Origin of the sequence: Paracoccus sp. R12_2, from assembly GCF_017744015.1 — a bacterium.
In the GTDB taxonomy this organism is placed as follows: Bacteria; Pseudomonadota; Alphaproteobacteria; order Rhodobacterales; family Rhodobacteraceae; genus Paracoccus.
In genome coordinates this window covers 287,954-314,601 of record NZ_JAGHRA010000004.1, presented here as the reverse complement: position 1 = coordinate 314,601, position 26,648 = coordinate 287,954, and the positions used below count along the sequence as shown (strand labels likewise).

At 64.7% G+C, this 26,648-nt stretch carries 24 protein-coding genes; 11 read left to right on the top strand and 13 right to left on the bottom strand.

The annotated features are described in order from the left end of the window. Nucleotides 1-68: 68 nt before the first annotated feature. Both J7359_RS07620 and J7359_RS07615 read right to left on the bottom strand, forming a co-directional pair. Complete coding sequence (locus tag J7359_RS07620) at nt 69-1,241, bottom strand: MFS transporter (RefSeq protein ID WP_209056022.1); 1,173 nt, start codon at nt 1,239-1,241, stop codon at nt 69-71. A 74-nt stretch (nt 1,242-1,315) separates the two neighbouring features. Continuing rightward, on the bottom strand, nt 1,316-2,317 hold the full coding sequence (locus tag J7359_RS07615) for a D-glycerate dehydrogenase (RefSeq protein ID WP_209056021.1): 1,002 nt from the start codon (nt 2,315-2,317) through the stop codon (nt 1,316-1,318). Nucleotides 2,318-2,566: 249 nt separating this feature from the next. Here J7359_RS07615 and J7359_RS07610 point away from each other — a divergent pair, with 249 nt between their 5' ends. Further along, the gene (locus J7359_RS07610; RefSeq protein ID WP_247740234.1) at nt 2,567-3,190 is read left to right on the top strand and encodes an SH3 domain-containing protein; all 624 of its coding nucleotides are present in this window, start codon (nt 2,567-2,569) and stop codon (nt 3,188-3,190) included. Nucleotides 3,191-3,337: 147 nt separating this feature from the next. Here the strand turns inward: J7359_RS07610 and J7359_RS07605 are convergent, their stop codons facing one another. From J7359_RS07605 to infC, 4 genes are all read right to left on the bottom strand, one after another. Continuing rightward, nucleotides 3,338-5,362 carry a M3 family metallopeptidase gene (locus J7359_RS07605; protein WP_209056020.1) on the bottom strand — a complete coding sequence of 675 codons (2,025 nt, stop codon included), beginning with the start codon at nt 5,360-5,362 and terminating at the stop codon, nt 3,338-3,340. A 139-nt stretch (nt 5,363-5,501) separates the two neighbouring features. Continuing rightward, nucleotides 5,502-6,545: a HesA/MoeB/ThiF family protein gene (locus tag J7359_RS07600; RefSeq protein ID WP_209056019.1), complete on the bottom strand. Its 1,044-nt coding sequence runs from the start codon at nt 6,543-6,545 to the stop codon at nt 5,502-5,504. Further along, a complete protein-coding gene (gene dut / locus J7359_RS07595) occupies nt 6,545-7,015 on the bottom strand; it encodes a dUTP diphosphatase (RefSeq protein ID WP_209056018.1) in 471 nt (156 codons plus the stop codon). The genes J7359_RS07600 and dut overlap by 1 nt, the downstream gene beginning before the upstream one ends. An 85-nt stretch (nt 7,016-7,100) precedes the next feature. Next, nucleotides 7,101-7,640 carry a translation initiation factor IF-3 gene (gene infC / locus J7359_RS07590; protein WP_209056058.1) on the bottom strand — a complete coding sequence of 180 codons (540 nt, stop codon included), beginning with the start codon at nt 7,638-7,640 and terminating at the stop codon, nt 7,101-7,103. Nucleotides 7,641-7,847: 207 nt separating this feature from the next. Here infC and J7359_RS07585 point away from each other — a divergent pair, with 207 nt between their 5' ends. The 10 genes from J7359_RS07585 (at nt 7,848) to J7359_RS07540 (ending at nt 17,042) form a co-directional block, all read left to right on the top strand. Next, a complete protein-coding gene (locus J7359_RS07585; protein WP_209056017.1) occupies nt 7,848-8,576 on the top strand; it encodes a hypothetical protein in 729 nt (242 codons plus the stop codon). Then, nucleotides 8,573-9,442 carry a glycosyltransferase family 2 protein gene (locus J7359_RS07580; protein WP_209056016.1) on the top strand — a complete coding sequence of 290 codons (870 nt, stop codon included), beginning with the start codon at nt 8,573-8,575 and terminating at the stop codon, nt 9,440-9,442. The genes J7359_RS07585 and J7359_RS07580 overlap by 4 nt, the downstream gene beginning before the upstream one ends. A 141-nt stretch (nt 9,443-9,583) precedes the next feature. After that, nucleotides 9,584-10,093, top strand: a complete 510-nt coding sequence (gene fabA / locus J7359_RS07575) for a bifunctional 3-hydroxydecanoyl-ACP dehydratase/trans-2-decenoyl-ACP isomerase (RefSeq protein ID WP_209056015.1) — start codon at nt 9,584-9,586, stop codon at nt 10,091-10,093. A gap of 25 nt (nt 10,094-10,118) precedes the next feature. After that, the gene (gene fabB / locus J7359_RS07570; RefSeq protein WP_209056014.1) at nt 10,119-11,348 is read left to right on the top strand and encodes a beta-ketoacyl-ACP synthase I; all 1,230 of its coding nucleotides are present in this window, start codon (nt 10,119-10,121) and stop codon (nt 11,346-11,348) included. Between the two features lie 27 nt (nt 11,349-11,375). Then, nucleotides 11,376-12,164 (top strand): SDR family oxidoreductase, encoded by a 789-nt coding sequence (locus tag J7359_RS07565; RefSeq protein WP_209056013.1) that lies wholly within the window; start codon nt 11,376-11,378, stop codon nt 12,162-12,164. Beyond that, complete coding sequence (locus tag J7359_RS07560; protein ID WP_209056012.1) at nt 12,161-12,811, top strand: haloacid dehalogenase type II; 651 nt, start codon at nt 12,161-12,163, stop codon at nt 12,809-12,811. Before J7359_RS07565 ends, J7359_RS07560 begins: the two co-directional genes overlap by 4 nt. Then, the gene (locus J7359_RS07555) at nt 12,808-13,641 is read left to right on the top strand and encodes an alpha/beta hydrolase (RefSeq protein ID WP_209056011.1); all 834 of its coding nucleotides are present in this window, start codon (nt 12,808-12,810) and stop codon (nt 13,639-13,641) included. The genes J7359_RS07560 and J7359_RS07555 overlap by 4 nt, the downstream gene beginning before the upstream one ends. Nucleotides 13,642-13,715: 74 nt before the next feature. After that, complete coding sequence (locus J7359_RS07550) at nt 13,716-14,828, top strand: SPFH domain-containing protein (protein WP_209056010.1); 1,113 nt, start codon at nt 13,716-13,718, stop codon at nt 14,826-14,828. 7 nt (nt 14,829-14,835) lie between these two features. Next, nucleotides 14,836-16,110 carry a zinc ribbon domain-containing protein gene (locus J7359_RS07545; protein ID WP_209056009.1) on the top strand — a complete coding sequence of 425 codons (1,275 nt, stop codon included), beginning with the start codon at nt 14,836-14,838 and terminating at the stop codon, nt 16,108-16,110. Between the two features lie 20 nt (nt 16,111-16,130). Beyond that, nucleotides 16,131-17,042 (top strand): carbohydrate kinase, encoded by a 912-nt coding sequence (locus tag J7359_RS07540; protein WP_209056008.1) that lies wholly within the window; start codon nt 16,131-16,133, stop codon nt 17,040-17,042. Here the strand turns inward: J7359_RS07540 and J7359_RS07535 are convergent. The 7 genes from J7359_RS07535 to J7359_RS07505 all read right to left on the bottom strand — a co-directional run bounded on the left by J7359_RS07535 (nt 17,039) and on the right by J7359_RS07505 (nt 26,615). Beyond that, nucleotides 17,039-17,638 carry a class I SAM-dependent methyltransferase gene (locus J7359_RS07535; RefSeq protein WP_209056007.1) on the bottom strand — a complete coding sequence of 200 codons (600 nt, stop codon included), beginning with the start codon at nt 17,636-17,638 and terminating at the stop codon, nt 17,039-17,041. The genes J7359_RS07540 and J7359_RS07535 overlap by 4 nt on opposite strands. A 67-nt stretch (nt 17,639-17,705) precedes the next feature. Next, entirely contained in the window at nt 17,706-19,037 is a 1,332-nt protein-coding gene (hflX, locus tag J7359_RS07530; protein WP_209056006.1) for a GTPase HflX, read from the bottom strand. Beyond that, entirely contained in the window at nt 19,038-19,271 is a 234-nt protein-coding gene (gene hfq / locus J7359_RS07525; protein ID WP_020949330.1) for an RNA chaperone Hfq, read from the bottom strand. It abuts the gene before it with no gap. A 134-nt stretch (nt 19,272-19,405) separates the two neighbouring features. Next, nucleotides 19,406-21,034 (bottom strand): potassium transporter TrkG, encoded by a 1,629-nt coding sequence (locus J7359_RS07520; RefSeq protein ID WP_209056005.1) that lies wholly within the window; start codon nt 21,032-21,034, stop codon nt 19,406-19,408. Between the two features lie 9 nt (nt 21,035-21,043). Then, on the bottom strand, nt 21,044-22,420 hold the full coding sequence (gene trkA / locus J7359_RS07515; RefSeq protein ID WP_209056004.1) for a Trk system potassium transporter TrkA: 1,377 nt from the start codon (nt 22,418-22,420) through the stop codon (nt 21,044-21,046). A 539-nt stretch (nt 22,421-22,959) separates the two neighbouring features. Further along, nucleotides 22,960-24,351: a sigma-54 dependent transcriptional regulator gene (locus J7359_RS07510; protein ID WP_209056003.1), complete on the bottom strand. Its 1,392-nt coding sequence runs from the start codon at nt 24,349-24,351 to the stop codon at nt 22,960-22,962. Further along, a complete protein-coding gene (locus J7359_RS07505) occupies nt 24,348-26,615 on the bottom strand; it encodes a PAS domain-containing sensor histidine kinase (RefSeq protein ID WP_209056002.1) in 2,268 nt (755 codons plus the stop codon). Before J7359_RS07505 ends, J7359_RS07510 begins: the two co-directional genes overlap by 4 nt. Nucleotides 26,616-26,648: the final 33 nt, after the last annotated feature.

The following is a 26,648-nucleotide window of genomic DNA, read 5'->3' as shown; positions in this document are numbered from 1 at the left end:
GGCGATCCGCCGGAAAACCCGTTGCGCGCACAGCCCAAGCAACGCGCGCCCCCGTTGCGCGGGTTGACTCAGGCGGCGCGTTCGGCAGGTTCGTCCTCTGCCGCCGTGAAATCCGCCGTCCGTGCCAGCGGCGACAGCAGCAGTGGCACCGTCAGCAAGGCCGCCAGCCCAAGGTAGATTGACGAAAAGCTCATCCGCTCGGCCAGCCAGCCGATCGTGCCGGGCGCCAGCAAGATACCGGAATAACCCATGGTCGTGACCACCGACAACCCAATCCCGTTGGCCAGACCGGGCAGGTTGCCCGCCGCAGAAAACGCGATCGGCACCAGATTGGCGATGCCGATCCCCGCCAGCGCGAACCCCGTGATCGCCAGCGCCGGTGTGCCCGCCATCCCGGCGATTCCCATCCCGGCGATCGCGACAAGCGCGCTAAGACGCAACATGCTGACCGCGCCAAGACGGTGCCGCAGCGCATCGCCCAGAAACCGCATCACCGCCATCGTCGCCGCGCATCCCGCGAATCCCCAGCCCGCCAGCGACAGGGACGCGCCCATCTCGCGCTGCAGATAGACCGCGGCCCAGTCAAGGATCGCACCTTCCGGCACCATGCAGCACAGCGCCATGAAGCCGATCACATAGGGCATGGGCTGGCGCGGCAACCGCAGCGGCGCCGCGGCCGCGCCCCCGGCAACGGGCGCGTCCTGCAGCACGCGCGGCAGGATGACGGCAAGCCCGGCAGCCAGCAGCAAGGTCACGGCCACCGCGTGCCAGACCTCACCCAGCAGGGTGATCGCCATGCCGCCAAGGCCCGCGCCGACGACTCCGCCAAGGCTCCAGAATCCATGGCACGACGACATGATCGCCCGCCTGCGGCCACGTTCGACCGCGACCGCATTGGCATTCATCGCGACGTCCATCGCCCCGATCATCCCACCGAACAGGAAGACTGTTGCCATCGTGGCAATCAGGTTAGGCGAGACCGAAATCATCAGCAATGTCGGCACCGCAAGCAGCGCCGCCAGACGCACCGCACGGGCCGATCCCCGGCGTGCCGTCAGGGCGCCGAAGACCGGCATGATCGTGATCGAGCCCAGGCCCAGAACCAGCACGATCCCGCCAGCGACAGCCTCGGATATATCCAGCCGCTGCATCAGTACGGGCAATTTCGGTGCCCAGCTTCCGACCATCAGACCGTTGAGAAAGAACAATCCCGACACGGCCGCCCTCGCGGACATCACCATGCGCGCCCCCAATTCAATCAGTTACCGTCAATACTCGGGACGCCTCAGCGTCCGCATTCCGGCGCGTGCGCGCGTCACAACATGCTGGGCACGACCAGATCGGGCGGGCGATGCCCGTCGGCGAAGGTCTTGATGTTGATGATCACCTTCTCGCCCATTTCTGCGCGTCCCTCGGCGGTGGCGCTGCCCATGTGGGGCAACAGCACCACGTTCGGCAGTTCGCGCAGTCGGGGATTGATCTCGTGGCCATGTTCGAAAACGTCCAGCCCGGCGCCCGCGATCTCGCCGGCGCGCAGCATCCGGGTCAGCGCATTCTCGTCGATGACTTCCCCGCGCGAGGTATTGACGATCACCGCCGATGGCTTCAGCAGCTTCAGCCGCCGCGCATTCAGCAGATGGAAGGTCGAGGGCGTGTGCGGAGCATTGACGCTGATCACATCCATCCGGGCCAGCATCTGGTCCAGACTTTCCCAATAGGTCGCCTGCAATTCCTCTTCGATCTCGGCACGCAACCGTTTGCGGTTGTGATAGTGAACCTGCATCCCGAAAGCGTTCGCGCGACGCGCCACGGCCTGCCCGATCCGGCCCATGCCCAGGATGCCAAGGCGCCGCCCGCCGACACGCCCGCCCAGATGCGCCGTGGGGGCCCAGCCCTTCCAGCGGCCGGCCTGCATTTCGGCCAGGCCTTCCGGGATCTTGCGGGTCACCGCAAGGATCAGCGCCAGCGTCATGTCGGCGGTGTCTTCGGTGACGACGCCCGGCGTATTGCTGACCAGAATGCCGCGCTGTCGGGCCGTCTGGACATCGATGTGATCGACCCCAGCACCGTAATTTGCGATCAGCTTCAACCGCTCGCCGGCCTGGGCCAGCAGGTTGGCGTCGATCTGGTCGGTCACCGTCGGCACAAGCACGTCCGCGTTCTGCATCGCCGAGGCCAGCTCTTCGCGGCTCAGCTTTCGGTCGTCATCGCGCAGCACCACATCGAAAAGCTCTTTCATGCGGGTCTCGACCGCTTCGGGCAGGCGACGGGTGACGGCGACGCGCAGCTTCTGACGCGATGGCTGGGGGCTGTGCATGTGAACCTCACTTTCTCGAAGTCGTGTGGGCGGCACACTTCCAATGCCGGGCGGCTTTTGGCAAACTGCCCGCGTTGCGACGCAGGCACAAGACCCCAGCGCGACGCTTGCCGCAAACGCGCATCGGGCCGGTGCACAGCGCGGTGGCGCCGACAGTGATGGGGCGGAAATTTTGGGGCGGTCGGGATTCCGATCGACAGGAACGGAAGACAGATGAACAGACGGGCGTGTGGACGGCACCTTGCGGCGATGGCGGCAGCTGTGGTGATGGTGATAACGACAGGCATCGTCGCGTTACCCGCCCTTGCAGGCCAGATCGGGGCCGCGCCGCAGGACGGGCCCACCGCGATGCAGGACGTGTCCCCGTATCAGGCGCAGCTGCAGCTTCGATCCCGGTCACCCAATGCGCGGGTGATCCGTGTCCAGAGCCAGGCCGAACCGGGCATGCGAGGCCCGGTCACGAATCTGCCGCTGCCGCGCTATGTCAGCCTGAAGGGCAACGAGGGCAATGCAAGACGCGGCCCCAGCCTGTCCCATCGAATCGACTGGGTCTTCCGCCATGCCGGAATGCCCTTGCGGGTGGTCGCCGAGTTCGGCCACTGGCGCAGGGTCGAGGACAAGGACGGCGCCGGCGGCTGGGTGCATTACGCGCTGCTGTCGGGGGTCCGGACCGCCCTTGTGACCCAGGACATGGTGCAGTTGCGCAACCGCCCCGATCCTGATGCGGATGTCGTTGCAAAGGCGGAAACCGGCGCGATCGTCAGACTGGGCGAATGCAATCCCGGCTGGTGCCGCATTTCGGGCGGCGGTCAGCGGGGATGGGTTCCCAAACAGGCGATCTGGGGTGTCGATCCCCAGGAAATCCGCGACTGACAGACAGGGTCGGCCAGGGCCGCTATCTGCGCGGCCGCGCGCCGCGACCGCGGCGCGCCAACGCCCGTCCGGCAGGACGCCGACCGCAAGGTCGGCACGCCCCCCCCTTTCCTTTGGTCACTCACCTCGGCACGTTCGCCGGGCAGATCAGGCCAGCCCCCGCCCCTTCAGCAACGGGTCGATGCCCGGCATGCGCTGCCGGAACGCGATCCATAGCTGGTCCGCCGGGGCCGAACCGCCGCGCGACAGGATCCTGTCCTCCAGTCGCCGGGCGGTTTCGGCATCAAAGATGTCCCCTGTCTCCTCGAATGCGGCGAATGCATCCGCGTCCATGACCTCGGACCACAGATAGCTGTAATAGCCGCTGGCATAGCTGTCGCCCGCAAAGACATGCGCGAAATGCGGCGAGGCATGACGCATCGGGATCGCATCGGGTGCGCTGAGTTCCGCCAGGATCTCGGCCTGGCGGGCCATCGGATCGGCCGGCGGATCGCCGCGATGCAAGGCCAGATCGACCAACGCGCTTTCCAGATATTCGGTGGTCGAGAAGCCGGTATCGGCGTTACCCGCCGCAATAACCCGGTCCCGCAGATCGGCCGGGATCGGCGCGCCGGTCACGTTGTGGCGCGCATGCGCGTCCAGCACCTGAGGTTGTTCCAGCCAGTGTTCGTAAAGCTGGCTGGGCAGTTCGACGAAATCCTGGGCCACGGATGTGCCGGAAATCGACGGCCAGGCAACATCGGACAGGATGTGATGCGTGGCATGGCCGAATTCGTGGAACAGCGTATGGGCGTCGTCCCAGGACAGGAACGCGGGCTGACCCGGTTCTTCGGGCGGAGTGAAGTTGCAGACATTGACGACGATCGCCCGCTGGCCCGTGCCGATCCGGTGCTGGGATTGCAGCGACGAGCACCACGCGCCGGACCGTTTGCCGGGCCGGGCGAAATAGTCGCCCACGAACGCCGCCATAAGCCGCCCGTCGCGCGTGACACGCCATGCCCGGACATCGTCCGACCACAGCGGCGCGTCGATCGGTTGAAACTCCAGCCCGAACAGCCGGCCCGCCACGTCGAAGACCGCGCCCAGCATCGCGTCCAGCGTCAGATAAGGCTTCACCTCGTCGGGATCGACATCATGTTCGCGCCGCAGCAACCGCTGGGAATAGAAACGCCAGTCCCATGCCTCGAAGGGGCCGTTGACGCCATCCTCGCGCGCCAGCGCGACCAGCTTCGCCTGATCTTCGGCGGCGCGTCGCGTCGCCGGTTCCCAAACCTGGTCCAGCAGATCCCGGACCCGCGCCGGCGTTCCCGCCATTTCCGGTTCCAGCTTGTAGGTGGCGAAATCCGGATAGCCCAGGATCTGCGCCCGCTCGTGGCGCAGCGACAGGATTTCCGCGATCAGCGGCAGATTGCTGGTCGCCTCGCCGCCTGCCCCCTGACCCGATCCCCGCGCAGTCCATGCCCGGAACGCCACTTCCCGCAAGGCCCGGTCCTCTGCATGTTCCAGAAACGGCACGATCAGCGACCGATTCAGGGTCACGACCTGGCCGTCAATTCCGCGCTCGCGCGCGGCCGCGCGCATCGCGCGGACCAGCCAATCGGGCAGACCAGCCAGCCGGTCCTGCGGGACAGGCAGGACATAATCGCGTTCATCAGCCAGCACATTCTGCGCGAATTGTGTCGTCAAGACCGCCATGCGGCTGCGGATTTCGGCCATCCGGTCGCGTGCCGCACCACTCAGTCCAGCACCTGCACGGGTCAGATCGCGCAACGCCAATTCGACAATGCGCCGATCCTCGGCGTGCAAAGCCTCGGCCTGATCGGCGACCAGACGGACGCGGGCGAACAGCCTTGGATCCATGCTGATCTTGCTGCCATATTCGGCAAGCCGTGGCGCGAAGTCCCGTTGAAGGGCCTGCCGCGCCGCGGTCGAATCGACGGAAGCCAACGTGTAGAACACCGACAAGACCCGGTTCAGCCCCTCATCCGCGGTCTCCATCGCCGCGACGGTATTCTGAAAGCTGGCAGGTTCGGGATCGGCGGCAATCGCCTCCATGGCGGCTTCGGCGGCGGCCAGTTCGCGATCAAAAGCGGGCGCGAAATCGGCATCGCCGATCAGGTCGAATCGCGGCAGGCCTTCGGGGCCGGTCCAGCGGGTCAGTTCGGAATTCATGGGCGTGGCTCCTGTCTTTGCAGTGACCCTAATGAGGATTGTGCTTGATCGAAACCATCTGCTGCCGACGTGATCACGCAGATGGACTGCTGCGGCAGGATGAACGAAATCGGACAGGCATTCGGCGACAGCGGGACGATCAGTGGCTGATCCTGGACCCGCAGACGTCACACTCGGCGCGTGCCCGAGTGCGGACCATCCGGGTTTCGCCGTAAAGCCCGTCAAAGATCAGCATTCTGCCCCGCAGGCCCTCGCCCGCGCCGGTCAGATGCTTGATCGCCTCAAGCGCCATCAGGCTGCCGATCACGCCGGGCAGCGCGCCCACGACGCCTGCCTCTGCGCAGGCAGGTGCCAGGCCCGGCGCTGGTGCCACCGGAAACAGGCAACCAAGGCACGGGCCGCCGCGCGCGGGGTCATACAGCGTCACCTGCCCCTCCCACTGGGCGATCGCGCCGGCGATCAGCGGGACGCCCGCGCCCACGCAGGCGCGGTTGATCGCCTGCCGCGCAGCAAAACTGTCGGTGCCGTCGATGACCAGATCGTGCTGGCTGACCAGATCCGCATCCTCGGCCGTGACGCGGCGCAGCAGCGGCGAAATCGCGACATGCCGGTTCAACGCGGACATCGCCAGTGCAGCGGCGCGCGCCTTTGGCTGACCGCGTTGATCGCTGCGGAAGATCACCTGCCTTTGCAGGTTGGACAGGCTGACCGTGTCGTCGTCCGCCAAGGTGATCCGCCCGACGCCCGCAGCCGCCAGATACAGGCAGACCGGCGCACCCAGCCCGCCCGCACCGGCGATCAGCACGCGCGCGTCCCGCAGCCTCATCTGGCCCGCCCCGCCGATCTCGCGCAGGACCAGATGCCGGGCATAGCGATCCAGTTCCTCATCCGACATCTGCCCGTCTTGGGCAGGCTGCGCCTCGGACGGCATTTCGGGCGCTTTCGCGCGCAGCCGTGACAATGCCGCGCGATACAGCAGGATCAGCGCGACCACGGCGCCGCCGACCAGCCATTGTGGTGCCGTCCCGCCCGTCGCCCGCGCCGCAGCGCTGTCGGGCAACAATGCCAGCAACAGCACCAGCCCCAACCACAGGCTGCCCAGCATCGCCAGCACGACCCGGCCGGGCAGACGCAGGAACAGCGCCAGCACCGCCAGACCGGCCAGCAGCCACACGCCCAGCATCAACCGGCCCCGGTCGAGCCGAAGCCACCGGCCCCACGCGGCGTCGCATCGACCTGTCCGACCTCGAGAAACGTGACCTGTGGCGCGGGTGCCGCGACGATCTGGGCGATCCGGTCGCCATGCGCCACGTGGAATGTCTCATGCCCGAGATTGATCAGGATCACCCCCAGCATGCCGCGATAATCGCTGTCGATGGTGCCCGGTGCATTCACCAGGCCGATCCCGTGCTTCAGCGCCAACCCCGAACGTGGCCGGACCTGCACTTCCCAACCTGCCGGGATCTCTAGGATCAGCCCGGTCGGGACCAATGCACGCGCGCCGGGCTGCAGATCGATGCCCTGACGCAGCTCGGCGGTGAAATTCGCGCGCAGATCCGCCCCGGCCGCGCCGGGCGTCGCATAGGACGGAAGAGGGACCGAATGGTCGGACCCTTCGCCGCGCTTGATCCTGATCTGCGTCGGTTGCGTCATGTCACCCTCGTATCCAAGACAAAGGCCGCGCGGCAATGCCTGCGCGGCCCGATTTCTGCGGCGTCGGTCAGATCAGCGCGACTGTTCAGCGCGGCGCGATCATCATCACCATCTGGCGGCCTTCCAGCTTTGGCATGGATTCGACCTTGCCAGCCTCGCCGACATCGTCACGGACGCGGTTCAGCAGATCGACACCCAGATCCTGATGCGCCATCTCGCGACCGCGGAAGCGCAGGGTGACCTTCACCTTGTCGCCGCCTTCAAGAAACTTCATCACGTTGCGCATCTTCACATCGTAGTCGTGGGTGTCGGTTCCCGGACGGAACTTGACCTCCTTGATGTCGATGACTTTCTGCTTCTTGCGCGCCTCGGCCTCTCGCTTCTGCTGTTCGTACTTGAACTTGCCAAGGTCCATGACCTTGCAGACGGGCGGGGTCGCGTTGGGCGAGATCTCGACCAGATCCAGTCCGCTGTCCCTTGCCATCTCCAGCCCGACCGAGGGCGGCACGACACCGACATTCTCTCCTTCAGGGCCGATCAGGCGAATCTCGGCGACGCGAATGCGTTCATTCACGCGGGGTCCGGTGTCACGGGTGGGCGGTGCGTTATGCGGGCGACGAGCTATGGCGTTACTCCTTTTATGGCCATGGCGGGAATGGACCGAAAATAAGGCGCGCGTCGCCCTCTTTCAACCGGATTTGAACGCAACCGGGCCGCTAATGGCGGAATTCCGGGCGGTTTCGCGGATCGCTGGTGGCTTTTCGGCGTTGCGACCCTGTGCGATAACCCCAATCGGCCCCGTCGGCCAGGACGCAAGAAGGAAGACACCCCCATGCAGAAGCTGTTGCCACTGATCGTGATTCTCGTGCTGGCGCTTGGCGGCTGGTGGTGGTGGCAGAACGCCTCCGCGCCCGATGCGCCCTCCGACCTTGCCGCGAACGAGACGCCGATGGACGCCCCCGACACGCAGGCTGGCGAAGCGGCCGAGATCGCCGATACCACCGCGCAGCAGACCGAGGCCACAGCCGAGGACGTCTCCGAAACAGTCGCGGAAACACCCGGCGATCAGCCCGTTCCGTCCAACGAAGCGGCGGATGCCGCAGACGCGGCAGCAGATGCCGCGGCGATTGCCGCAGATGCCGCCGCCGAAGCCGTCGAGGCGTCGCAGGAAGCCGGCATCGCCCCGGCCAACGAGGCCGCGACCGAGGCGGAGGCCGCGGCAGAGGACGCGATTGCCGCGGCCGATCGCGCCGCCGACGCCGCCGCCACATCGGCGACGGACACGCGCGCGGATCAGGACGCGACCGAGACAGCCGCAGAGGCGGCCGAGGACGCGGCCAGCGCCACCGCAAGGGCGGCCGATGCGGCCGCGACGGCTGCCGAGATCGAGACGCTGCTGACCCCCGAAGGATTCGACGCGGGCCGGGTGACGGAAATCATCGAAAGCGCGCAGATCTCGCAGACGCAGAAGGCCACCCTGATGCGGCTTGTGGAAAGCGCGGCAACCAACCCCGATCTGCTGCGCGCGGCGCTGGATCAGGTAAAGGCCGTCATGCCATGAGCGCAGAGACTGGATTGCTGGACTTTCTGAAGCGCGGAGCCCGGCAGATCCAGCGTGGCCCCCTTGCCATGATCCTGATCGAGGATGACGCGGCCGTCACCGAAACCATCGCCCATCATCTGCGGGTCGGTTTCCGCCACGTGCTTGCGCTGTCGCCCGAGCCGATCACCCTGCCCGACGACATGGCCGCCCGCGTGACCAATCTGATCTGGGATACGCGCCGCCCCGCTGCCCATGTCGAGGCTGTGAACGCCCTGATCCGAGCGGTCCCTGATGGCACATGGCTGTATTACTGCTTCAACGCCGAGTTTCTGTTCTTTCCGTTCAGCGAACATCGGCATGTTGGCGAAATGCTGTCCTTTCATGCCGAAGAACGCCGCAACGCCATGCTGAGCTATGTGATCGACCTATATGGCCCCGATCTGAGCCGGTGCCCGTCTGGCGTGGATCTTGACCAGGCGATGTTCGATCGGACCGGCTATTACGCGCTGGGGGTGGCAGGGCCGGATGGCGTTCACCTTGAACGCCAACTTGCGTTTCATGGCGGCCTGCGTTGGAGATTCGAGGAATATCTTCCAACGGACCGGCGCAGGATCGACCGTATTTCGCTGTTTCGCGCCAGCGAGGGGCTGAAGATCGGCGACGATCACAGGTTCAACGACAACGAATACAACACCTATGCCTGCCCATGGCACCACAACCTGACCGCGGCGATCGCCTCGTTCCGCGTCGCGAAGGCCTTGCTGCGCAACCCCGGTTCACGCGACGCGATCAGCGGGTTTACCTGGCGAAATTCCCACAAATTCGAATGGAATGCCCAGCAACTGATGGATCTGGGACTGATGGAACCGGGCCAGTGGTTCTGACGGTCAGGCCCGTCATCACGCCCCTGACGCCGATGCCGCAGCCAGAACCGCTTGCACTTGCACGCGCTTTGTCGTGAATGATAGACCATGCGTCAATCTTAACTCGGGCGAAGTTCACGCCCAGATGGAAGGCAGGATTGCATGGCGATGACCCAAACAAGCTTTGACCGTGACGAGTTGCTTGCCTGCGCGCGCGGCGAACTGTTTGGCGAAGGCAACGCACAACTGCCTGAACCGCCGATGCTGATGATGGACCGGATCACCGACATCTCGGGCGATGGCGGGCCGCATGGAAAGGGGCATGTGGTCGCCGAATTCGACATCAAACCCGATCTGTGGTTCTTCGACTGCCATTTCCCCGGAAACCCGATCATGCCCGGCTGCCTTGGGCTTGACGGGCTTTGGCAACTGACCGGCTTCAATCTGGGCTGGCGCGGCTGGAAGGGGCGCGGATATGCGCTTGGCGTGGGCGAGGTCAAGCTGACCGGCATGGTCCGCCCCGACCGCAAGATGCTGCGCTATTTCGTCGATTTCACCAAGGCGGTTCAGACCCGCCGGCTGACGATGGGCGTGGCCGATGGCCGCGTCGAGGCCGATGGCGAAGTGATCTATCAGGTCAAGGACATGAAGGTCGCGCTGTCGGAAAGCTGATTTTTTTATCTTGAGGAGGCCCCCAATGCGACGCGTCGTCATCACTGGCCTTGGCATCGTATCACCCATCGGCAACAACGCAGCCGAGGTGACCGAAAGCCTGCGCGCCGGCCGTTCGGGCATTGTCTTTGCACCCGAATACGCCGAACACGGCTTCCGCAGCCAGATCCACGGCATGCCCCAGATCGTGCTGGAAGACCATATCGACAAGCGTAACCTGCGCTTCATGGGTCCGGGCGCGGCCTATAACTTCATCGCCATGCAACAGGCCATCGCCGATAGCGGGCTTGAGGAAAGCGACGTGTCGAACCCGCGCAGCGGGCTGATCATGGGGTCTGGCGGGCCGTCCACATCGAATTTCTTCGAGGCGCATCAGATCGTCATCGAAAAGGGCGCGCCCAAGCGGATGGGACCGTTCATGGTCACGCGCTGCATGTCGTCCACGAACTCGGCCTGCCTGGCCACGCCGTTCAAGATCAAGGGCGTGAACTATTCGATCACCTCTGCCTGTTCGACCAGCGCGCATTGCATCGGCAATGGCGTCGAGCAGATCCAGATGGGCAAGCAGGATATCGTCTTCGCCGGCGGCGGCGAGGAACTGGACTGGACCCTGTCCTGCCTGTTCGACGCGATGGGCGCGATGTCGTCGAAATACAACGACACGCCCGAGACCGCCTCGCGGCCTTATGACGCGACCCGCGATGGTTTCGTGATCGCGGGCGGCGGTGGCGTCGTCGTGCTGGAAGAACTGGAACACGCCAAGGCGCGCGGCGCCAAGATATATGCCGAGGTCACCGGTTACGGCGCGACCAGCGACGGCTATGACATGGTCGCCCCGTCGGGCGAAGGCGGCGAACGTTCGATGCGGCTGGCCATCGACACCCTGCCCGAGGGCCGGAAGGTCAGCTATATCAACGCACATGGCACCTCGACCCCGGTCGGCGATATCGGCGAGATCCGTGCGATCAGGCGCATCTTCGGCGAAGGCGCAACCCCGCCGGTCAGTTCGACCAAGTCCTTGACCGGTCACAGCCTTGGCGCGACCGGCGTGCACGAGGCTATCTATTCCCTGTTGATGTTGCAAAATGACTTCATTGCAGCATCTGCAAATGTCGATACACTGGACCCCGAAATCCAACCGGGCGAAGTTGCCACAAGCCGGGTGGACGACGCCGGACTGGATTCGATCCTGTCCAACAGCTTCGGCTTCGGTGGCACCAACGCCACGCTGCTGATGTCTAAATATCTGGAATAAAACAAGAAACGACGCAGAGGTCAGAATATGGGCGATCTTCTTAAAGGCAAGCGCGGGCTTGTGATGGGGGTCGCCAACGACCACTCCATCGCTTGGGGCATTGCACGGGCCGTCGCGGCCGAGGGTGCGGAACTTGCCTTCAGCTATCAGGGCGAGGCGTTCGGCAAGCGCGTGCAGCCGCTGGCCGCATCGGTCGGATCGGATTTTCTGGTCGATGTCGACGTCACCGACGACGCGTCGCTGGACGCGGCGTTTGCGGCGATCACAGAACGCTGGGGAAAGCTGGATTTCCTGGTCCATGCCATCGCGTTCTCCAACAAGAACGAACTGACCGGTCGGTTCGTCGATACCAGCCGCGCGAACTTCAAGCACAGCCTTGAAATATCGTGCTATTCGCTGATCGAGGTCGCCCGCCGCGCCCATCCGCTGATGTCGGAAGGCGGGTCGCTGATCACGCTGACATATGGCGGTTCGAACCGGGTCACACCGTTCTACAACGTCATGGGCGTGGCCAAGGCGGCACTGGAATCCTCGGTGCGCTATCTGGCCAACGATCTTGGTCCCGACGGCATCCGGGTGAACGCGATCAGCCCCGGTCCGATGAAGACTCTGGCCGGTGCCGCGATCGGTGGGGCGCGCAAGACCTTCCGCCACACCGAAGCCAACGCACCGCTGCGCGCCAATGCCACGCTGGATGCGATCGGCGGCACGGCCTGCTGGCTGCTGTCGGATTGGGGCGCCTGCACCACGGGTGAGATCGTCACCGTCGATGGCGGCTATCACGTGCTGGGCATGCCGCAATCGGAAAACCTGTGATCCATGTCTTCGACGCCTATGGCACGTTGTTCGACGTGGACGGCGCTGCCCGACAGGCGGCGCAAGGCGATTCCGCGCTGAACGACATATGGGCGGCGCTGTCTGCGGACTGGCGGCGCAAGCAGTTGGAATATTCATGGCTGCGTGCAATCACCGGCGATCACGTGGATTTCTGGCAGGTCACATCGGACGCGCTGGACTGGGCCGCCGAACGCCACGGCGCATCCACCGCTCAGGCGGCGCGGCTTCTGGATCTTTATCGCAGCCTGCCAGCCTATCCCGAAGTTCCCGGGGTTCTGGACCGCCTGCGCGGCGCGGGCTCGCGCACCGCGATCTTTTCGAACGGCTCGCCGCAGATGCTGTCGGACGCAGTGCACTCGGCCGGGCTCGACGACCGTCTGGAGGCGCTTCTGTCGGTCGAAACGGTGGAACGGTTCAAGCCCGCAGCCGCCGCCTACGATATCGTGACCCGCCATTTCGCCTGCGATCCCGGTGCGATCACCTTCGTATCGTCCAACGGATGGGACATCTATGGGGCGGCGCGCTTCGGGTTCCGGACCGTCTGGGTCAACCGCGCGGGCCTGCCGGTGGATCGCCTGCCCCACCTACCCGACCGCATCCTGACCGACCTGAAAGGACTTTCATGACGCAGTTCTTCACCGCCGAGGACGGCGCACGGCTGGCCTATGACGACCAGGGCCAAGGACTTCCGGTGCTGTGTCTGGCCGGGCTGACGCGCAACATGGCGGATTTCGACTATGTCGCGCCCCATCTGCCGGGGGTGCGGCTGATCCGGATGGATTATCGCGGGCGCGGGCAATCGGATCACACCGGCGCAGGCACCTACACAGTCCCGCAAGAGGGCAAGGACGCGCTGGCGCTGCTGAACCATCTGGGCATCGACAAGGCCGCCGTGCTGGGCACATCGCGAGGCGGACTGATCGGCCTGCTGCTGGCGGCGGCGGCGCATGACAGGCTGCTGGGTCTGTGCCTGAACGATGTCGGCCCGGAAATCGAAAAAGCGGGGCTGGACCGGATCTTCGACTATGTCGGCCGCAATCCGCGCGCGCACACTCATCAGGAACTGGCCGACAAGCTGCCGGCGGCGATGCCCGGCTTTGCCAATGTCCCCGAGGGCCGCTGGCTGTCGGACGCCCGCAGGCATTATGACGAGACACCTGACGGCTTGAAGATCAGATACGACCAGACCCTGCGCGACGCGTTCCTTGATGCCTTCAAGGGCGAACAGCCCGACCTTTGGCCGTTGTGGCAGGCGACCGCCGGGTTGCCGGTGGCGCTGATCCGTGGCGCGAACTCGGACCTTCTGTCAGCCGATGTTGCGGCCAGGATGCAGCGCCTTCGACCGGACATGATCTTCGCCGAGGTGCCCGACCGCGCGCATGTGCCATGGCTGGATGAAGCCGAAAGCCTTGATGCCGTGAAACACTGGCTGGCCCTGCTGGACCGGGCCGCGTAACCCTGCGCAATTGACAAACCCGCCGCCGCGCCCCTGAATGCCGCCAACCGGCATCTGCAGGAAAGGCGCGGCGCATGAGTATCTTCGACATCCTCGGTGGCGAATTCATCGAGATCATCGAATGGACCGACGACAGTCGCGACACGATGGTCTATCGCTTTCCGACCGTCGGCAAGGCGATCAAGTATGGTGCCAAGCTGACCGTCCGCGAAGGTCAGGCAGCGGTCTTCGTGCATGAGGGCCAACTGGCCGACGTGTTCGGCCCCGGCCTGTATCTGCTGGAAACCAACAACCTGCCGATCCTGACCCGTTTGCAGCACTGGGATCACGGCTTTCGCAGTCCCTTCAAGTCGGAAATCTACTACGTCAACACGACGCGCTTCACCGATCTGAAATGGGGCACCAAGAATCCCGTGATCGCGCGCGATCCGGAATTCGGCCCCGTGCGCCTGCGTTCCTTCGGCACATATTCGATGCGCGTGACCGACCCGGCGAAATTCATGTCCGAGATCGTCGGCACCGATGGCGAATTCACCCGCGACGAGATCAGTTTCCAGATCCGCAACGTGATCGTGCAGGAATTCTCGCGCATGATCGCGGGTTCGGGGATTCCTGTCCTGGACATGGCGGCCAACACCGACCAGTTGGGCAAGATGGTCGCCAAGGCGATCGAACCGGTGATCGCCGCGTACGGCCTGACCATCCCCGAATTCTATATCGAGAATATCAGCCTGCCCGAAGCGGTCGAGGCGATGTTGGACAAGCGCACATCGATGGGCATCATCGGCGATCTGGACCGTTTCGGCCAATACGCCGCCAGCGAGGCGATGCTGAACGCCAGCCAGAATACAGGCGGCGCGGGCGCAGGCATGGGTGCGGCCATGGGCGCCGCGATGGGCATGGGCATGGCGCGTCCCGGTCCGTGGGGGCCGCAGCCTCAATCCACCGCGCAGGTCGCGCCGCCGCCGCTGCCCGGCAAGCAGGTCGAGACCGTGTGGCACGTCGCACTGGAAGGCGAGGCGCAAGGACCCTACGGGCGCGGGCATCTGGGACGGCTGATCCAGGAAAACCGCTTCTCGCGCGAGACACTGGTCTGGACGCCCGGCCAGAACGGCTGGCTGCCGGCGGATGAGGTGCCGGAACTGGCGCAACTGTTCACCACGATGCCGCCGCCGCTGCCGGGCTGACGCCGGAATGCCCACCCCGCCGACCGAATACCGCTATCCCTGCGAGAATTGCGGTGCCAGCCTGCGTTTCAAACCGGGCCAGCAAATGCTGGTCTGCGACTATTGCGGTCATCAGCAGCGCATCGGCGATGGGGCCGCACGCGCCCCGGCCCGGCAGACGCAGGGCGGGGTCGACGGTGAAGCCGCGATTCTAAGGGATCCATCGACCGGGCGGGCGCTGCAATGGGACGCCGGACACAAGTCGCCCAACCTGACCGAGATCCCGCTGGACAGGGGGCTGCGTCTGGATGCCGGATCAGAGATCACCGAGGATATCCGGACGCTGTCCTGTCCGAATTGCGGCGCACGGATCGAGATCGCGGGCGACAGCCATGCCACCGCCTGTCCTTTCTGCGCAACGCCCGTCGTCACCGACACCGGCACAACGCGGCAGATCAAGCCGCAGGGTGTTCTGCCCTTCCTGCTGACCGAGGAACAGGCCCATTCCGCCATGGAAGACTGGCTTGGCAGCCTGTGGTTTGCGCCATCCGGCCTGCTTTCCTACGCGCGGCGCGGGCGAAAGATGCGTGGGATCTATTCGCCCTACTGGACTTTCGATGCACGGACACGATCCGAATATTCGGGCCAGCGCGGCGACGCCTATTATCAAACGGTCTATGTCACGCGCGAGATCAACGGTCGCAGTCAGCGCGTCGCGCAGCAGGTCCGCCGCATTCGGTGGCGCCGGGCCAGCGGCAGGGTCGCGCGCGATTTCAACGATGTTCTGGTCCTTGCCTCGGCGTCGCTGCCACGGCGATTCACGGATGGGCTGACGCCGTGGGATCTGTCGCATCTGCGCCCCTATCGTCCTGATTATCTGGCGGGATTCGAGGCCGAGGGATACACCATCCCGCTAAGCGACGGACATGCAACGGCGCGGCAGGAAATGGCGGGCGTGATCCTGAACGACGCACGTCGCGACATCGGCGGCGACGAACAGCGCGTCGAACAGATCCGCACCGATTATGGCGACGAGACATTCAAGCATGTGCTGCTGCCGGTCTGGACCGCCGCCTATCGCTATAACGGCAAAAGCTTTCGCTTCCTCGTCAACGGACAGTCCGGTCGGGTACAGGGTGAACGGCCATGGTCGGTCTGGAAAATCGCCGCCGCCGTGATCGCGGCGCTGGTAGCGCTAGCGGTTTTCCTGTATCTCGCCGAGGCAGGGGGTTACATCCAGCTTGGATCGGGTCTGCCACTGGACGTTGGCACGCCGTCAGGGGACTATGTGATCCAAAGCTAATGGGCTTCGGAGGGGGAAAGATGATCCTGTGCGCAGGCGAATCGCTGATCGACATGGTGCCCGAGAACGGCACTTTCCGGCCGCTGGCAGGCGGCGCGGTCTATAATACCACCGTTGCGCTGGGGCGCCTTGGCGAACCCACGGCCTATCTGTGGCCCATCAGTCGTGACGCGTTCGGTGATATGCTGCTGGATCCGCTGACCGAGGCCGGCGTGGACACGACGCTGTGCCCGCGGTCGAACCGGCTGACGACGCTGGCGGTGGTCACGCTCAGCAACGGTGACGCGCGCTATTCGTTTTATGACGAGGGCTCGGCCGGGCGGATGCTGTCGCCCGAAGACCTGCCCCAGTTGCCCGCCGATATCGAGGCGCTGTTCATCGGCGGGATCAGCCTTGTTCCCGACCCTTGCGGCGCCGCGATCGAGGCGCTTGCGGCGCGGCACCACGAAAACCTGCCGGTGATGATCGACCCGAATATCCGGCCGTTCTTCATCACCGACGCGGACGGCTTCCGGGCACGGCTGGATCGGCTTCTGCCGCTGACCGACATCGTCAAGCTGTCGGCGGACGATCTGGAATGGCTGTATCCCGATCTTGCCCATGAGGATGCGGCTCGCAAGGTTCTGGATCTGGGGCCAAGGATGGTGCTGCAAACCGGCGGTGCGGCGGGTGCGCGAGCGCATTGGGCAGGCGACACCATCGTCGCACCGGCGATCCGCACCACAGTCGCCGACACGATCGGTGCTGGCGACACGTTCAATGCCGGGATTCTTGCCAGCCTGCGCCGCCAGGGCGCGTTGTCGAAGGCGGGATTGGCCGCCATCACGGCCGACCAGATCCGCGCCGCGCTGACACTTGGCGCGCAAGCCGCCGCGATCACCGTGTCGCGGCCCGGCGCCAACCCGCCATGGGCGCATGAAATGCCGGTCTAGTCCGGCTTTCCGACGATCACATCGACCAGCGCGGCAGGGCCGGAATGTCCCGGACCTTCATCCAGGACCGCGTCATAATCCTGCGCGCGGATCACCTGCCAGCGTGGATAGGCGGCAAGGATGACGGGGACTGTCCACAGCTGCTCCTCGATTTTCGGCCCGCCAGATGAATTTGCCATCTGCCGTGTGCTGAAACCGTGCAGGAACACCTGCCCGCCGGATCGAACCGATCTGCCCAGCCCGGCCAGGATCCGGGACCTGAAATCCGGTGAAGCGAATTGGAAGAAACAGCCTAGCGCGGCGTCGAAGCTGCAGTCGGGCCAATCAAAGCCATCCAGCGTTTCGGACCGCCAGTCCAACTTGACATCGTGGCGGGCGGCCAGATCCAGGGCCTTCGCACGCCCAGCCTCGGTCGGCTCGATGGCGGTGACATGATATCCCTGCCGGGCCAGCCAGACCGCGTTGCGACCCTCGCCCTCGGCGATGGTCAGGACGCGCGCCCCCTGCCCCAATCCGACCATGTGATCACGGACGAACGCCGCCGGGGATCGCCCATAGTGAAATGTCTTGCCTTCGAACCGCGCGTTCCAGTCCATTGCCCATCCACCTGTCCTGGTTTTCCGTTCTTGCGCGCACCCGCAACCGGCCCATACAGACTGGCAGCTATTCCTCGGGGTTGTCCAGCGCCTCGAAGCCGGCCCGCTGGCGCGCTGTCCAGCGCAGATGCAGAACCAGCCCATCCTCGCCGGCTTCTTCGCGTTCGACCACGCCAGCCTCGTGCAGCCACGCCCGCCTGCGACCGTCGCTGAAGTCAAGCCGCACCGTCGCTTCGGTGCGCGGCTCGTCCAACGCGCGCGACAGATGCGTGTCGATCGCAACGATCAGATCGTCCAACCCTTCGCCAGTCAATGCGCTGACCGATTGCACACCTTCGGTCCGCGAATCGGTGCGGCGCAGCGCGGCGCGTGTGTCGTCTGACAGCGCGTCGATCTTGTTCCACACCTCGATCAGTTCGACATCCTCATCAACCCCAAGGCTTTCCAGAATCTCGGCCACATCTTCGGCCTGTTCCTCGGTCTCGGGGTGGCTGATGTCGCGCACGTGCAGGATCAGATCGGCTTCCAGAACCTCTTCCAGCGTGGCACGAAACGCCGCGACCAGTTCGGGCGGCAGATCGCTGATGAAGCCCACGGTATCGGACAGGATGATCTTGCGCCCGGACGCACCGCCACCGGCATCCGGCAGGCGAATCGCCCGCATCGTCGGATCAAGCGTCGCAAACAGCATGTCCTTGGCCATCACCTCGGCCCCGGTCATGCGGTTGAACAGAGTCGATTTCCCGGCATTGGTATAACCGACCAGCGCGACGATCGGATAGGGCACCTTGGCCCGCGCGGCGCGATGCAGCGTGCGGGTCTTGACCACGCGTTCCAGTTGACGGCGCAGGCGCGTCATCTGTTCGTCGATCGCGCGGCGGTCGGCCTCGATCTGCGTCTCACCCGGACCGCCGACAAACCCCAGCCCACCGCGCTGCCGTTCAAGGTGGGTCCAGGCGCGCACCAGACGCGTGCGCTGATAGGACAGCGCCGCCATTTCGACCTGCAGGACGCCTTCACGCGTTCGCGCACGGTCGGCGAAGATCTCGAGGATCAATCCGGTCCGGTCCAGCAGCTTGACGTCCCAGTCCTTTTCCAGATTGCGCTGCTGAACGGGCGTCACGGGACCGTCGACCAGCACAAGTTCGGCCTCGGCCGATGCCAGCCTGTCGCCGATCTCGGCAAGCTTGCCCTTGCCGAACAGAGTGCCGGGATTGGGTTCGCGCAGCCTTGCGACTTCTTCGCCCACGATCTCGATACCCGGCAGTGCATGGGCCAGCGCCACGGCTTCGGCCAGCGCGTGTTCGGAATCGCGTCGCTGGGTGCGCGCATGCCCCAGATCAGGATGGATCACATAGGCGCGGGTCGGCCTTGCCTCGGTCGAGGTAGGTTCGGCCAATCAGTCCTCGCCTTCGTAAAGCGAAATGGGCTGTCCGGGCATGATCGTACTGATCGCGTGCTTGTAGACCAGCTGCGACTGCCCGTCGCGGCGCAGCAGCACGCAGAAATTGTCGAACCAGGTGATGACACCCTGCAACTTGACGCCATTTATCAAAAAGATCGTCACCGGCACCTTGGCCTTGCGGACATGGTTCAGGAACGCGTCCTGCAGGTTCTGCTTGTCACCAGCCATTTGTGGGTTCCCGTTTTTGTGCGGCCTGATCCTTCAGACATCTATGCGACACATCGGGGTCATGCAAGACGATGCGAACACTAGCAAAAGTCAATCTGCACGATCCGGTTCGCGCGGTCTGGCCCGCGGACGGGTCAGCGGCGCCAGAACTCTGGCGAAAACAGGGCCAGGATCGCCAACGTCTCCAGTCGGCCGACGACCATCGCGCCGGCCAGAACGATCTTCGTCAGGGACGGCAGACCCGACCAGCCTTCCCAAGGTGCCGACGCGATACCGGCTGATCCGTCAAAGGCCGGGGTCAACGGAATCGCACCGGCCAGCGGGCCGGTATTGGTCAGCGCAGCGATGGACAGGATCGTCGCGGTTTCGAACTCGATCTGCTGGATGGATACCAGCGCGACCGTCACGGCGATGGAACTGGCGAACAGCATGAAGAAGATGAACGCCAGATAGGCGCCCTCGCGCCGCAACCGCCGAGCGACGCGTCCGCCGCCGGCGACCGAACTGGGATGGATGATCCGCTCCATCTCGCGCTCGCCATGCCGGGCCAGCGCATAGACCCTCAGCAGCTTGACGCCCCCCGCCGTCGTCGCCACACCGCCCCCCATCATGGCCAGCCCGGCAAGGATCAGACCCGGCGATGTCAGCCCCGACCATGCCCGCGCGCCCTGCCAGTCAACCGAATTCCAGCCTGTCGTGGTCAGATAGCTGAGCGCGTTGAACAGCCCGCCCCAGAAGGCAGAAAGCGCGTTGCGCAGGTCAGCAGGCATCAGCGGGGCGGAAATCGCGGCATTGCCGGTGTCGATCGCGCCCAGAAAATGCCGCAGAAACAGGAGCAGTGTCACCAAAGCGACCAGCCCGGCCGCCATTTTCAGTTCGGGATCATCGGCCAGCCGTCTGGTCGCGCGCAACTCGCTGCCGCCGGGCCAGAAACGACGCGACAGCGCGGGGATCAGGAAGATGAAAACCACAACCTCGCCAGCGATGCCCGAGCTTTCGCCCGCGGGACCGATGACGGGCGAGATACCACTGGTCGCCAATGTGCCCATCGCACGACACAGCGCCACCAGTGAACCGTCCCCCAGCAGAAGCAACAGCAGCCACATCAGCAGGGTCAGGCCGCCATAGACCGGAAGCACGGTCTGCGCGCTGCGCCACAGGCGATAGGCCGGATCATTCAATGCGGTGCGGAACTCGGGCGATGACAGATGCGACTGCGTATCGCGCGGATCGGCGGATTCCGGCAGGCTTTCAAAATACTCGCTGCGGCCATAAGGGGATGACATGATCTCAAAGCCGCCGACGCGCAACGGCGCAAGGATGGCGACGGCCGCTACCAGCATGAAGAAGCCGCCCATCCAGCCTACCATCGCGCGCCAAAGATGCAGCGGCAGCGGCAGCAGATCGGCAGAATACAGCGACGCGCCGGTCGTTGTCAGCGACGACACCATCTCCCACCATGCATTGAAGAAACCTGTGTCGGGAAGGCTTTCGGCGAAGGGAACGGCAAGGATCAAGGGCAGCACCACCATCGACGCCAGCATGCTGAGCAGCGTGTTGCGCGCGCGCGCGGGCTGCGGATTGGCGATGGTCGCAAGCCCGATCAGCCCGGATAGGATCAATGCCAGAAGCGCCGAGTAGAAAAAACTCCGCGCGATCGCGTCCTCGTTCACGACCGACGCATAGGCGGCCGGCACCAGCATAGCCATGGCCGAGACGACGGTCAGCTGGATCAGCAGCGGTTGGCGCAGCAGCGGCGACACCGGCGCGGCTCAGAAAAAGTCGATCGAGACCTGCAGAAGGCGCTCGACCTCCGGCACGTCTGCGGTCAGCGCGAAGATCAGCACGATGTCACCCTCTTCGATACGGGTGTCCGATGACGGCTTCACGATCCGGTCGCCCTTCTGCACCGCACCGATCAGCACGCCTTCGGGAAATTCGATGTCGCGGATGGCGCGTCCCGACATCGGTGATGTCGACAGAACCTGCGCCTCCATGACCTCGGCCTCGGCATCGCCGATGGAATAGATGTCGCGCACGCGGCCGTGGCGGATATGGCGCAGAATGGTCGACACCGTCGTGGCGCGGGGATTGATATAGGCGTCGATGTCCAGCGCCCCCATCAGGGGAACCAGTGTCGGATCGTTGATCAACGAGATGACCATCCTGGCCCCGGCCTGCTTGGCGCGCACGGCGGCAAGAATATTGGTCTTGTCGTCATCGGTGACAGCCAGCACGGCATCGGCCGAGGGCACCGCCGCCTCTTCCAGAAGTTCGGCCGACAGCCCGTCCCCGTTCAGCACGATGGTTCTTTCCAGCCGGTCGGCGGCATATTCCGCGCGGGCGCGGCCATGTTCGATCAGCTTGGCGCGGATCCGGTCGGGACGCGCCTCAAGCGCGCGGGCGACGGCAAGCCCGACATTCCCGGCCCCGATGATGACGACCCGTTCCTGCTTTTGTGGCGGCTTGCCAAAGATTTCCAGCGTCCGGTTCACGTCCTCGATATGGGTGAAGATATAGACCTGATCGCCCGCGAACAGCTGGTCGCCCGCCTCGGGCGCGAACAGCCGTCGGTCGCGGCGCACACCGGCGACGATGGCGCGCAGGCTTGAAAATATCTCGTTCAATTGCCGCAACGGGGTGTTCAGGGCGGGGCAATCCGGTTCCAGCACGATCCCCAGCAGCTGGATCTTGCCGCCAAGAAACGTCTCGACGTCAAAGGTCGAGGGCGCGGACAGGCGCTGCAACGCGGCCTTGGCGACCTCGCGCTCGGGGCTGATCACCACGTCGATGGGCAAGTGGTCGGTGCGGTAAAGATCCGAATAGATCGCATCCAGATAGGCACTGCTGCGCAGCCGGGCGATCTTTCGCGGCACCTGGAACACCGAATGCGCCACCTGGCAGGTGACCATGTTCACCTCGTCCGAATGCGTGGCGGCGATGATCAGGTCGGCATCGCGCGCGCCCGCCTGATCCAGAATGTCGGGATGACTTGCGAACCCGGTGACGCCCTGCACGTCCAGCGCGTCGGTGGCGCGCCGGATCAGTTCGCTGTTGTTGTCGATCACGGTGACGTCGTTGCGTTCGCCCGACAGATGCCGCGCGATCTGCCAGCCGACCTGCCCTGCCCCGCAGATGATGATCTTCATCCCAGTCCTCGTCCCGACGCGGCGCACCGCCCTGTGCTTTGCCTATGACGCTTGCCCGGAACGCGCAACACCTTCGCCCGTTCCTGAAGGGGGAGACGACCAAGCGAGGCGCCGCGAAACTGCATTGTTGCACGCTGATGCTTGCAACATGGAGCCCGACGCATTAATAATTAACGTAAGGTAAACCTTACCAAGGCGGCAATCAGTGAGGCGGTTTGCGGAATGCTGATTTCCTGCCCCTTCGTTCGGCGGTGCGGCTGCTCAACTGCCCTGACCATGCATCGCTCAGGCGATGCGGGTGTCGCCGTCACCGGAACCAGGCCAGATGACAAGAACGGAGATGGAGAATGCTTGCACCGTCCGCCCGCGGTTTCGTCTGCTCGCGCGGCGTGACATTCGCAGCATGAAGTTTGCTTCCCCCGAACGCCGTCGCCAGTCATCCTGACCTGGTCGTGGTCGGCGATGCTGATTGGCAGTGCATCGCCGACCACCTTTTCGTTGTGAAATCGGCATGCGATGGCTGCGCGATGTCGCCCATGTCACTTTCCGGCGATCAGTTCCTCTTCGCCGCGCATCCCGCCCACGACACCAAGCGATTTCAGCTTGCGGTGCAGCGCGCTGCGCTCCATGCCGACGAACTGGGCGGTGCGGCTGATATTGCCGCCGAAGCGATTGATCTGTGCCAGCAGGTATTCACGCTCGAACATCTCGCGCGCCTCGCGAAGCGCCATCGCGGTGATCTGAGGTCCAAGGCTCAGCGCGTCGCTGTTGTCGGGCGTGGCGCCCTGCGGTTCAAGCTCGGCCGGTTGGATCGGCCCGCTTTCCTCGGCCAGGATCAACACGCGTTCGATCACGTTGCGCAATTGCCGGATATTGCCCGGCCAGCGCATCGATTGCAGCGCCGCGACCGTATCCTCGGGCAGGTCGCGCGCCGGAAGGCCCTGCATCCTGTTGAAATGCTCGATGAAATGCCGCGCCAGCAGCGCGATGTCGTCGCGCCGGTCGGCCAGCGACGGCACGGCGACGGGCACCACGTTCAGCCGGTCGTACAGTTCCTGCCGAAATCGGCCGGCCGCGATTTCGGCCATCAGGTCGCGATTGGTCGATGAGATCACCCGAAGATCCACGCGCACTTTGTCCGAACCGCCCGCCCGCGAGAACTGCTGTTCCGTCAGGACGCGCAGGATCTTCGGCTGGGTGCCAAGCGGCATGTCGCCAACCTCGTCGAAATAGATTACGCCGCCATGTGCCTGTTCCAGCAGTCCGGGCTCGATGCCGCGCTCTGGCGTCTCGCGGCCGAACAGCACCTCTTCCATCCGCTCGGGCTCGATGCTGGCGCAGGGCACGGTGATGAAAGCGGCGTTGGCCCGCGGGCTGTGGGCATGGACATAGCGCGCGGCCAGTTCCTTGCCGGCGCCGGGTTCGCCGGTCAGCATCACCCGTCCGTTCGACTTTGCGACCTTGTCCAGATTGTCGCGCAGCCTCTTGAAGGCAGCAGACTGTCCCAGCATCTCGGCCAGGCGTTCGCCGCCGCGACGCAGGGTGCTGTTCTCGCGGCGCAGGCGGCTGGTCTCCATCGCCCTGTTCACAACGACCATCAGCTGGTCGATGTTGAACGGCTTCTCGATAAAGTCGTACGCACCCTGCTTGATCGCCGCGACCGCGATCTCGATGTTCCCATGGCCCGAGATGATGATGACCGGCACGTCGGGATTGTTTCGCTTTACTTGCTTGAGGATGTCGATCCCGTCCATCCGGCTGTCCTTCAGCCAGATATCCAGCACCATCAGCGCCGGTTCGGCGCTGTTCAGCGCCTCGACCGCCTCGTCCGAATTCGCGGCCAGTCGCGTCTCGAAACCCTCGTCCTTCAGAATATCGGCGATCAGTTCGCGGATGTCCCGTTCGTCGTCGACGATCAGAATGTCACTCATATCAGTCCCGCCTCGTCTTTTTCTTGCCTCGGCTTGCGTTGCGCCCCGCGCACGGGATGCCGTTCCCGCGGCAGGCGTATTTCGGCCATCGCGCCATCGCGTCCGGGCGCGTCCGTCAGGGCAAGGCTGCCGCCATGCTCTTCGACGATCTTCTTCACGATCGGCAGGCCAAGGCCGGTGCCCTGCGATTTCAGTGTCACGTAAGGTTCGAAAAGCCGCGAACGATCGGCCGGCAGTCCGGGGCCGTTATCGACGATGCGGATGGCCACGGCATCATGTTCGGTCTGCATCGTCACATAGATGCGCGGCACCCAGCCATCGGACGCGCCGGCTGCGGCACGTTCCTCGATCGCCTCGCCCGCGTTCTTCAGAAGATTGGTGAAGGCCTGGCGCAACATACCTGCGTCGCAATCGACGACCACGGGCTGATCGGGAATTTCAGTGTGCAGCGCGCCACCAAGCGCATCCTGTTGCAACAATACCGTCTCGCGCAACAGCGCGGCCAGATCGGTTTCCGCCCGGTCGGGTTCGGGCATCCGCGCGAATCGGCTGAATTCGTCCACGATCCGTCGCAGATCGCCGGTCTGACGGATGATGACATCGACATACTGATCCAGCGACGCCTTGTCGTCCGCGCTGGCCAGTGGACCGAACTTGCGCCGCAGCCGTTCCGCCGAAAGCTGGATCGGGGTCAGCGGGTTCTTGATCTCGTGGGCGACGCGCCGGGCGACGTCGCCCCACGCGGCCATGCGCTGTGCGCTGACCAGTTCGGTGACATCGTCGAAGGCGACCACATACCCCTCAAGCCCGCCATCCGTGCCCCGCCGCACGGCCATCCGGACAAGCAGGCTTTCGACACGCCCCTCTCGGGCCAGGCGAACCTCGTCCTGAATCGCCTCGACGACCGAGGCAGACAGTTTCTCGAACAGCGGCGCGAATTCGGGCACCGCTTCGGACAGCAGCGCATCGATATCGCGCTGCGGGTCCAGCCCCAGCAGACGGGTCGCCGAGCGGTTGACGAAATCGATCTCGCCCGCCGCATCCAGACCGATCACGCCGGAGGTGACCGAAGTCAGAACGTTGTCGAACAGGCGTCGCTGTTCGTCGCTGACGCGATAGCTTTGGATCAGTTCCTCGCGCTGCGCCTTGAGTTGACGGGTCATGCGGTTGAAGCTTTCGCCAAGCGTCTGGATCTCGTCGCCGGTATCGGGTTCGGGCACCTGCACATCCAGATCGCCCCGGCCGACCTGCTCACTGGCCAGTGCCAGCGCCCCGATCGGTCGCGACAACCGGCTTGCGAACCACAGCCCCAGCCAGACCGCCGCCGCCACCAACAGCAACGCGAAGCCCAGATAGACCAGCGAGAATTCGAACAGAACCTGTCCGCGTGTCTCTTCCAGCTGCCGGTAGTCACCCACGGTCGCGCGGGTATCGTCCAGCAATCCCAACAGGTTGCCGTCAACATCTCGGGTCACGTACAAATACCGGTCGGCCAGCGGCGGCAGCGCCACCAGTGCGCGGAACTCATTGTTCTGCCAGTCCTCGACCAAGGCCAGACCGTCGGCTTGTGCCGTGTCCAGCTGATCGCTGGTCGGCGCCTCGTACCAGAACAGATAGCTGCGTTCGCCGCGCGCCCGGATCTCTCCCGAGCCGTTGATGATGTAGGCTTCGCGCAGGCCGCGCTGGATCAGCGACTGTCCCTGCGCCAGAAGCTGACGCATTTCACCATCGTCGATCATCGGGTTGGCGCGCCCCGCCTGGATCAGCACCCCGGCCAATGCCCGCGCATCCTCGGTCAGATCCTGGCGATGCTCGTCCTGATACGCCTCGGCTGCGGCCTGTGATGTGGTCACTACCTGCTGCACACGACCCGAGAACCAGCCTTCAAGTCCGATATTGACCAGAAGTCCGGCAAACAGCGCCACCAGCACCGTCGGCACCAAGGCAAGGCCGACGAACACGGCGACCAGCCTTGAATGCAACCGCGATCCTGCCGCCGAGGCGCGCCGCGCAGCGATCAGGCGCGCCATCCGCGCGACCACCAGCCCGATCAGGCAGATCAGATACAGAAGGTCCAGAAGCAGAATCAGGCGCAGCACACGGCTTGCAATGCCATGGCTGAACGGCCCAAGCACGGTCACCGTGACCGCCGCCAACGCCGCGCCGATCAGCAACGCGCCCCAAGCGAGGATGCTACGCCACCGGCGCGGCAATCTGATCCTTGCCAGCCTGTCCCAGCTCAGCCCTGATGCGGACTCTGCCATAACCCCCACTCGCCGTCTGTCGCGGCTTTTGCT

Coding starts and splice junctions, on each gene's coding strand:
- dut (WP_209056018.1), bottom strand. CDS start 7,015: ATGACGCAACCGACGCAGATCAGGATCAAGCGCGGCGAAGGGTCCGAC.
- J7359_RS07565 (WP_209056013.1), top strand. CDS start 11,376: ATGGGCGATCTTCTTAAAGGCAAGCGCGGGCTTGTGATGGGGGTCGCC.
- trkA (WP_209056004.1), bottom strand. CDS start 22,420: ATGAAGATCATCATCTGCGGGGCAGGGCAGGTCGGCTGGCAGATCGCG.
- J7359_RS07605 (WP_209056020.1), bottom strand. CDS start 5,362: ATGAATTCCGAACTGACCCGCTGGACCGGCCCCGAAGGCCTGCCGCGA.
- fabA (WP_209056015.1), top strand. CDS start 9,584: ATGGCGATGACCCAAACAAGCTTTGACCGTGACGAGTTGCTTGCCTGC.
- J7359_RS07610 (WP_247740234.1), top strand. CDS start 2,567: ATGGCGGCAGCTGTGGTGATGGTGATAACGACAGGCATCGTCGCGTTA.
- J7359_RS07545 (WP_209056009.1), top strand. CDS start 14,836: ATGCCCACCCCGCCGACCGAATACCGCTATCCCTGCGAGAATTGCGGT.
- J7359_RS07585 (WP_209056017.1), top strand. CDS start 7,848: ATGCAGAAGCTGTTGCCACTGATCGTGATTCTCGTGCTGGCGCTTGGC.
- J7359_RS07505 (WP_209056002.1), bottom strand. CDS start 26,615: ATGGCAGAGTCCGCATCAGGGCTGAGCTGGGACAGGCTGGCAAGGATC.
- fabB (WP_209056014.1), top strand. CDS start 10,119: ATGCGACGCGTCGTCATCACTGGCCTTGGCATCGTATCACCCATCGGC.
- J7359_RS07615 (WP_209056021.1), bottom strand. CDS start 2,317: ATGCACAGCCCCCAGCCATCGCGTCAGAAGCTGCGCGTCGCCGTCACC.
- J7359_RS07600 (WP_209056019.1), bottom strand. CDS start 6,545: ATGCTGGGCGTGTGGCTGCTGGCCGGTCTGGCGGTGCTGGCGCTGTTC.
- J7359_RS07510 (WP_209056003.1), bottom strand. CDS start 24,351: ATGAGTGACATTCTGATCGTCGACGACGAACGGGACATCCGCGAACTG.
- J7359_RS07540 (WP_209056008.1), top strand. CDS start 16,131: ATGATCCTGTGCGCAGGCGAATCGCTGATCGACATGGTGCCCGAGAAC.
- J7359_RS07580 (WP_209056016.1), top strand. CDS start 8,573: ATGAGCGCAGAGACTGGATTGCTGGACTTTCTGAAGCGCGGAGCCCGG.
- J7359_RS07620 (WP_209056022.1), bottom strand. CDS start 1,241: ATGGTGATGTCCGCGAGGGCGGCCGTGTCGGGATTGTTCTTTCTCAAC.
- hfq (WP_020949330.1), bottom strand. CDS start 19,271: ATGGCTGGTGACAAGCAGAACCTGCAGGACGCGTTCCTGAACCATGTC.
- J7359_RS07535 (WP_209056007.1), bottom strand. CDS start 17,638: ATGGACTGGAACGCGCGGTTCGAAGGCAAGACATTTCACTATGGGCGA.
- J7359_RS07555 (WP_209056011.1), top strand. CDS start 12,808: ATGACGCAGTTCTTCACCGCCGAGGACGGCGCACGGCTGGCCTATGAC.
- J7359_RS07550 (WP_209056010.1), top strand. CDS start 13,716: ATGAGTATCTTCGACATCCTCGGTGGCGAATTCATCGAGATCATCGAA.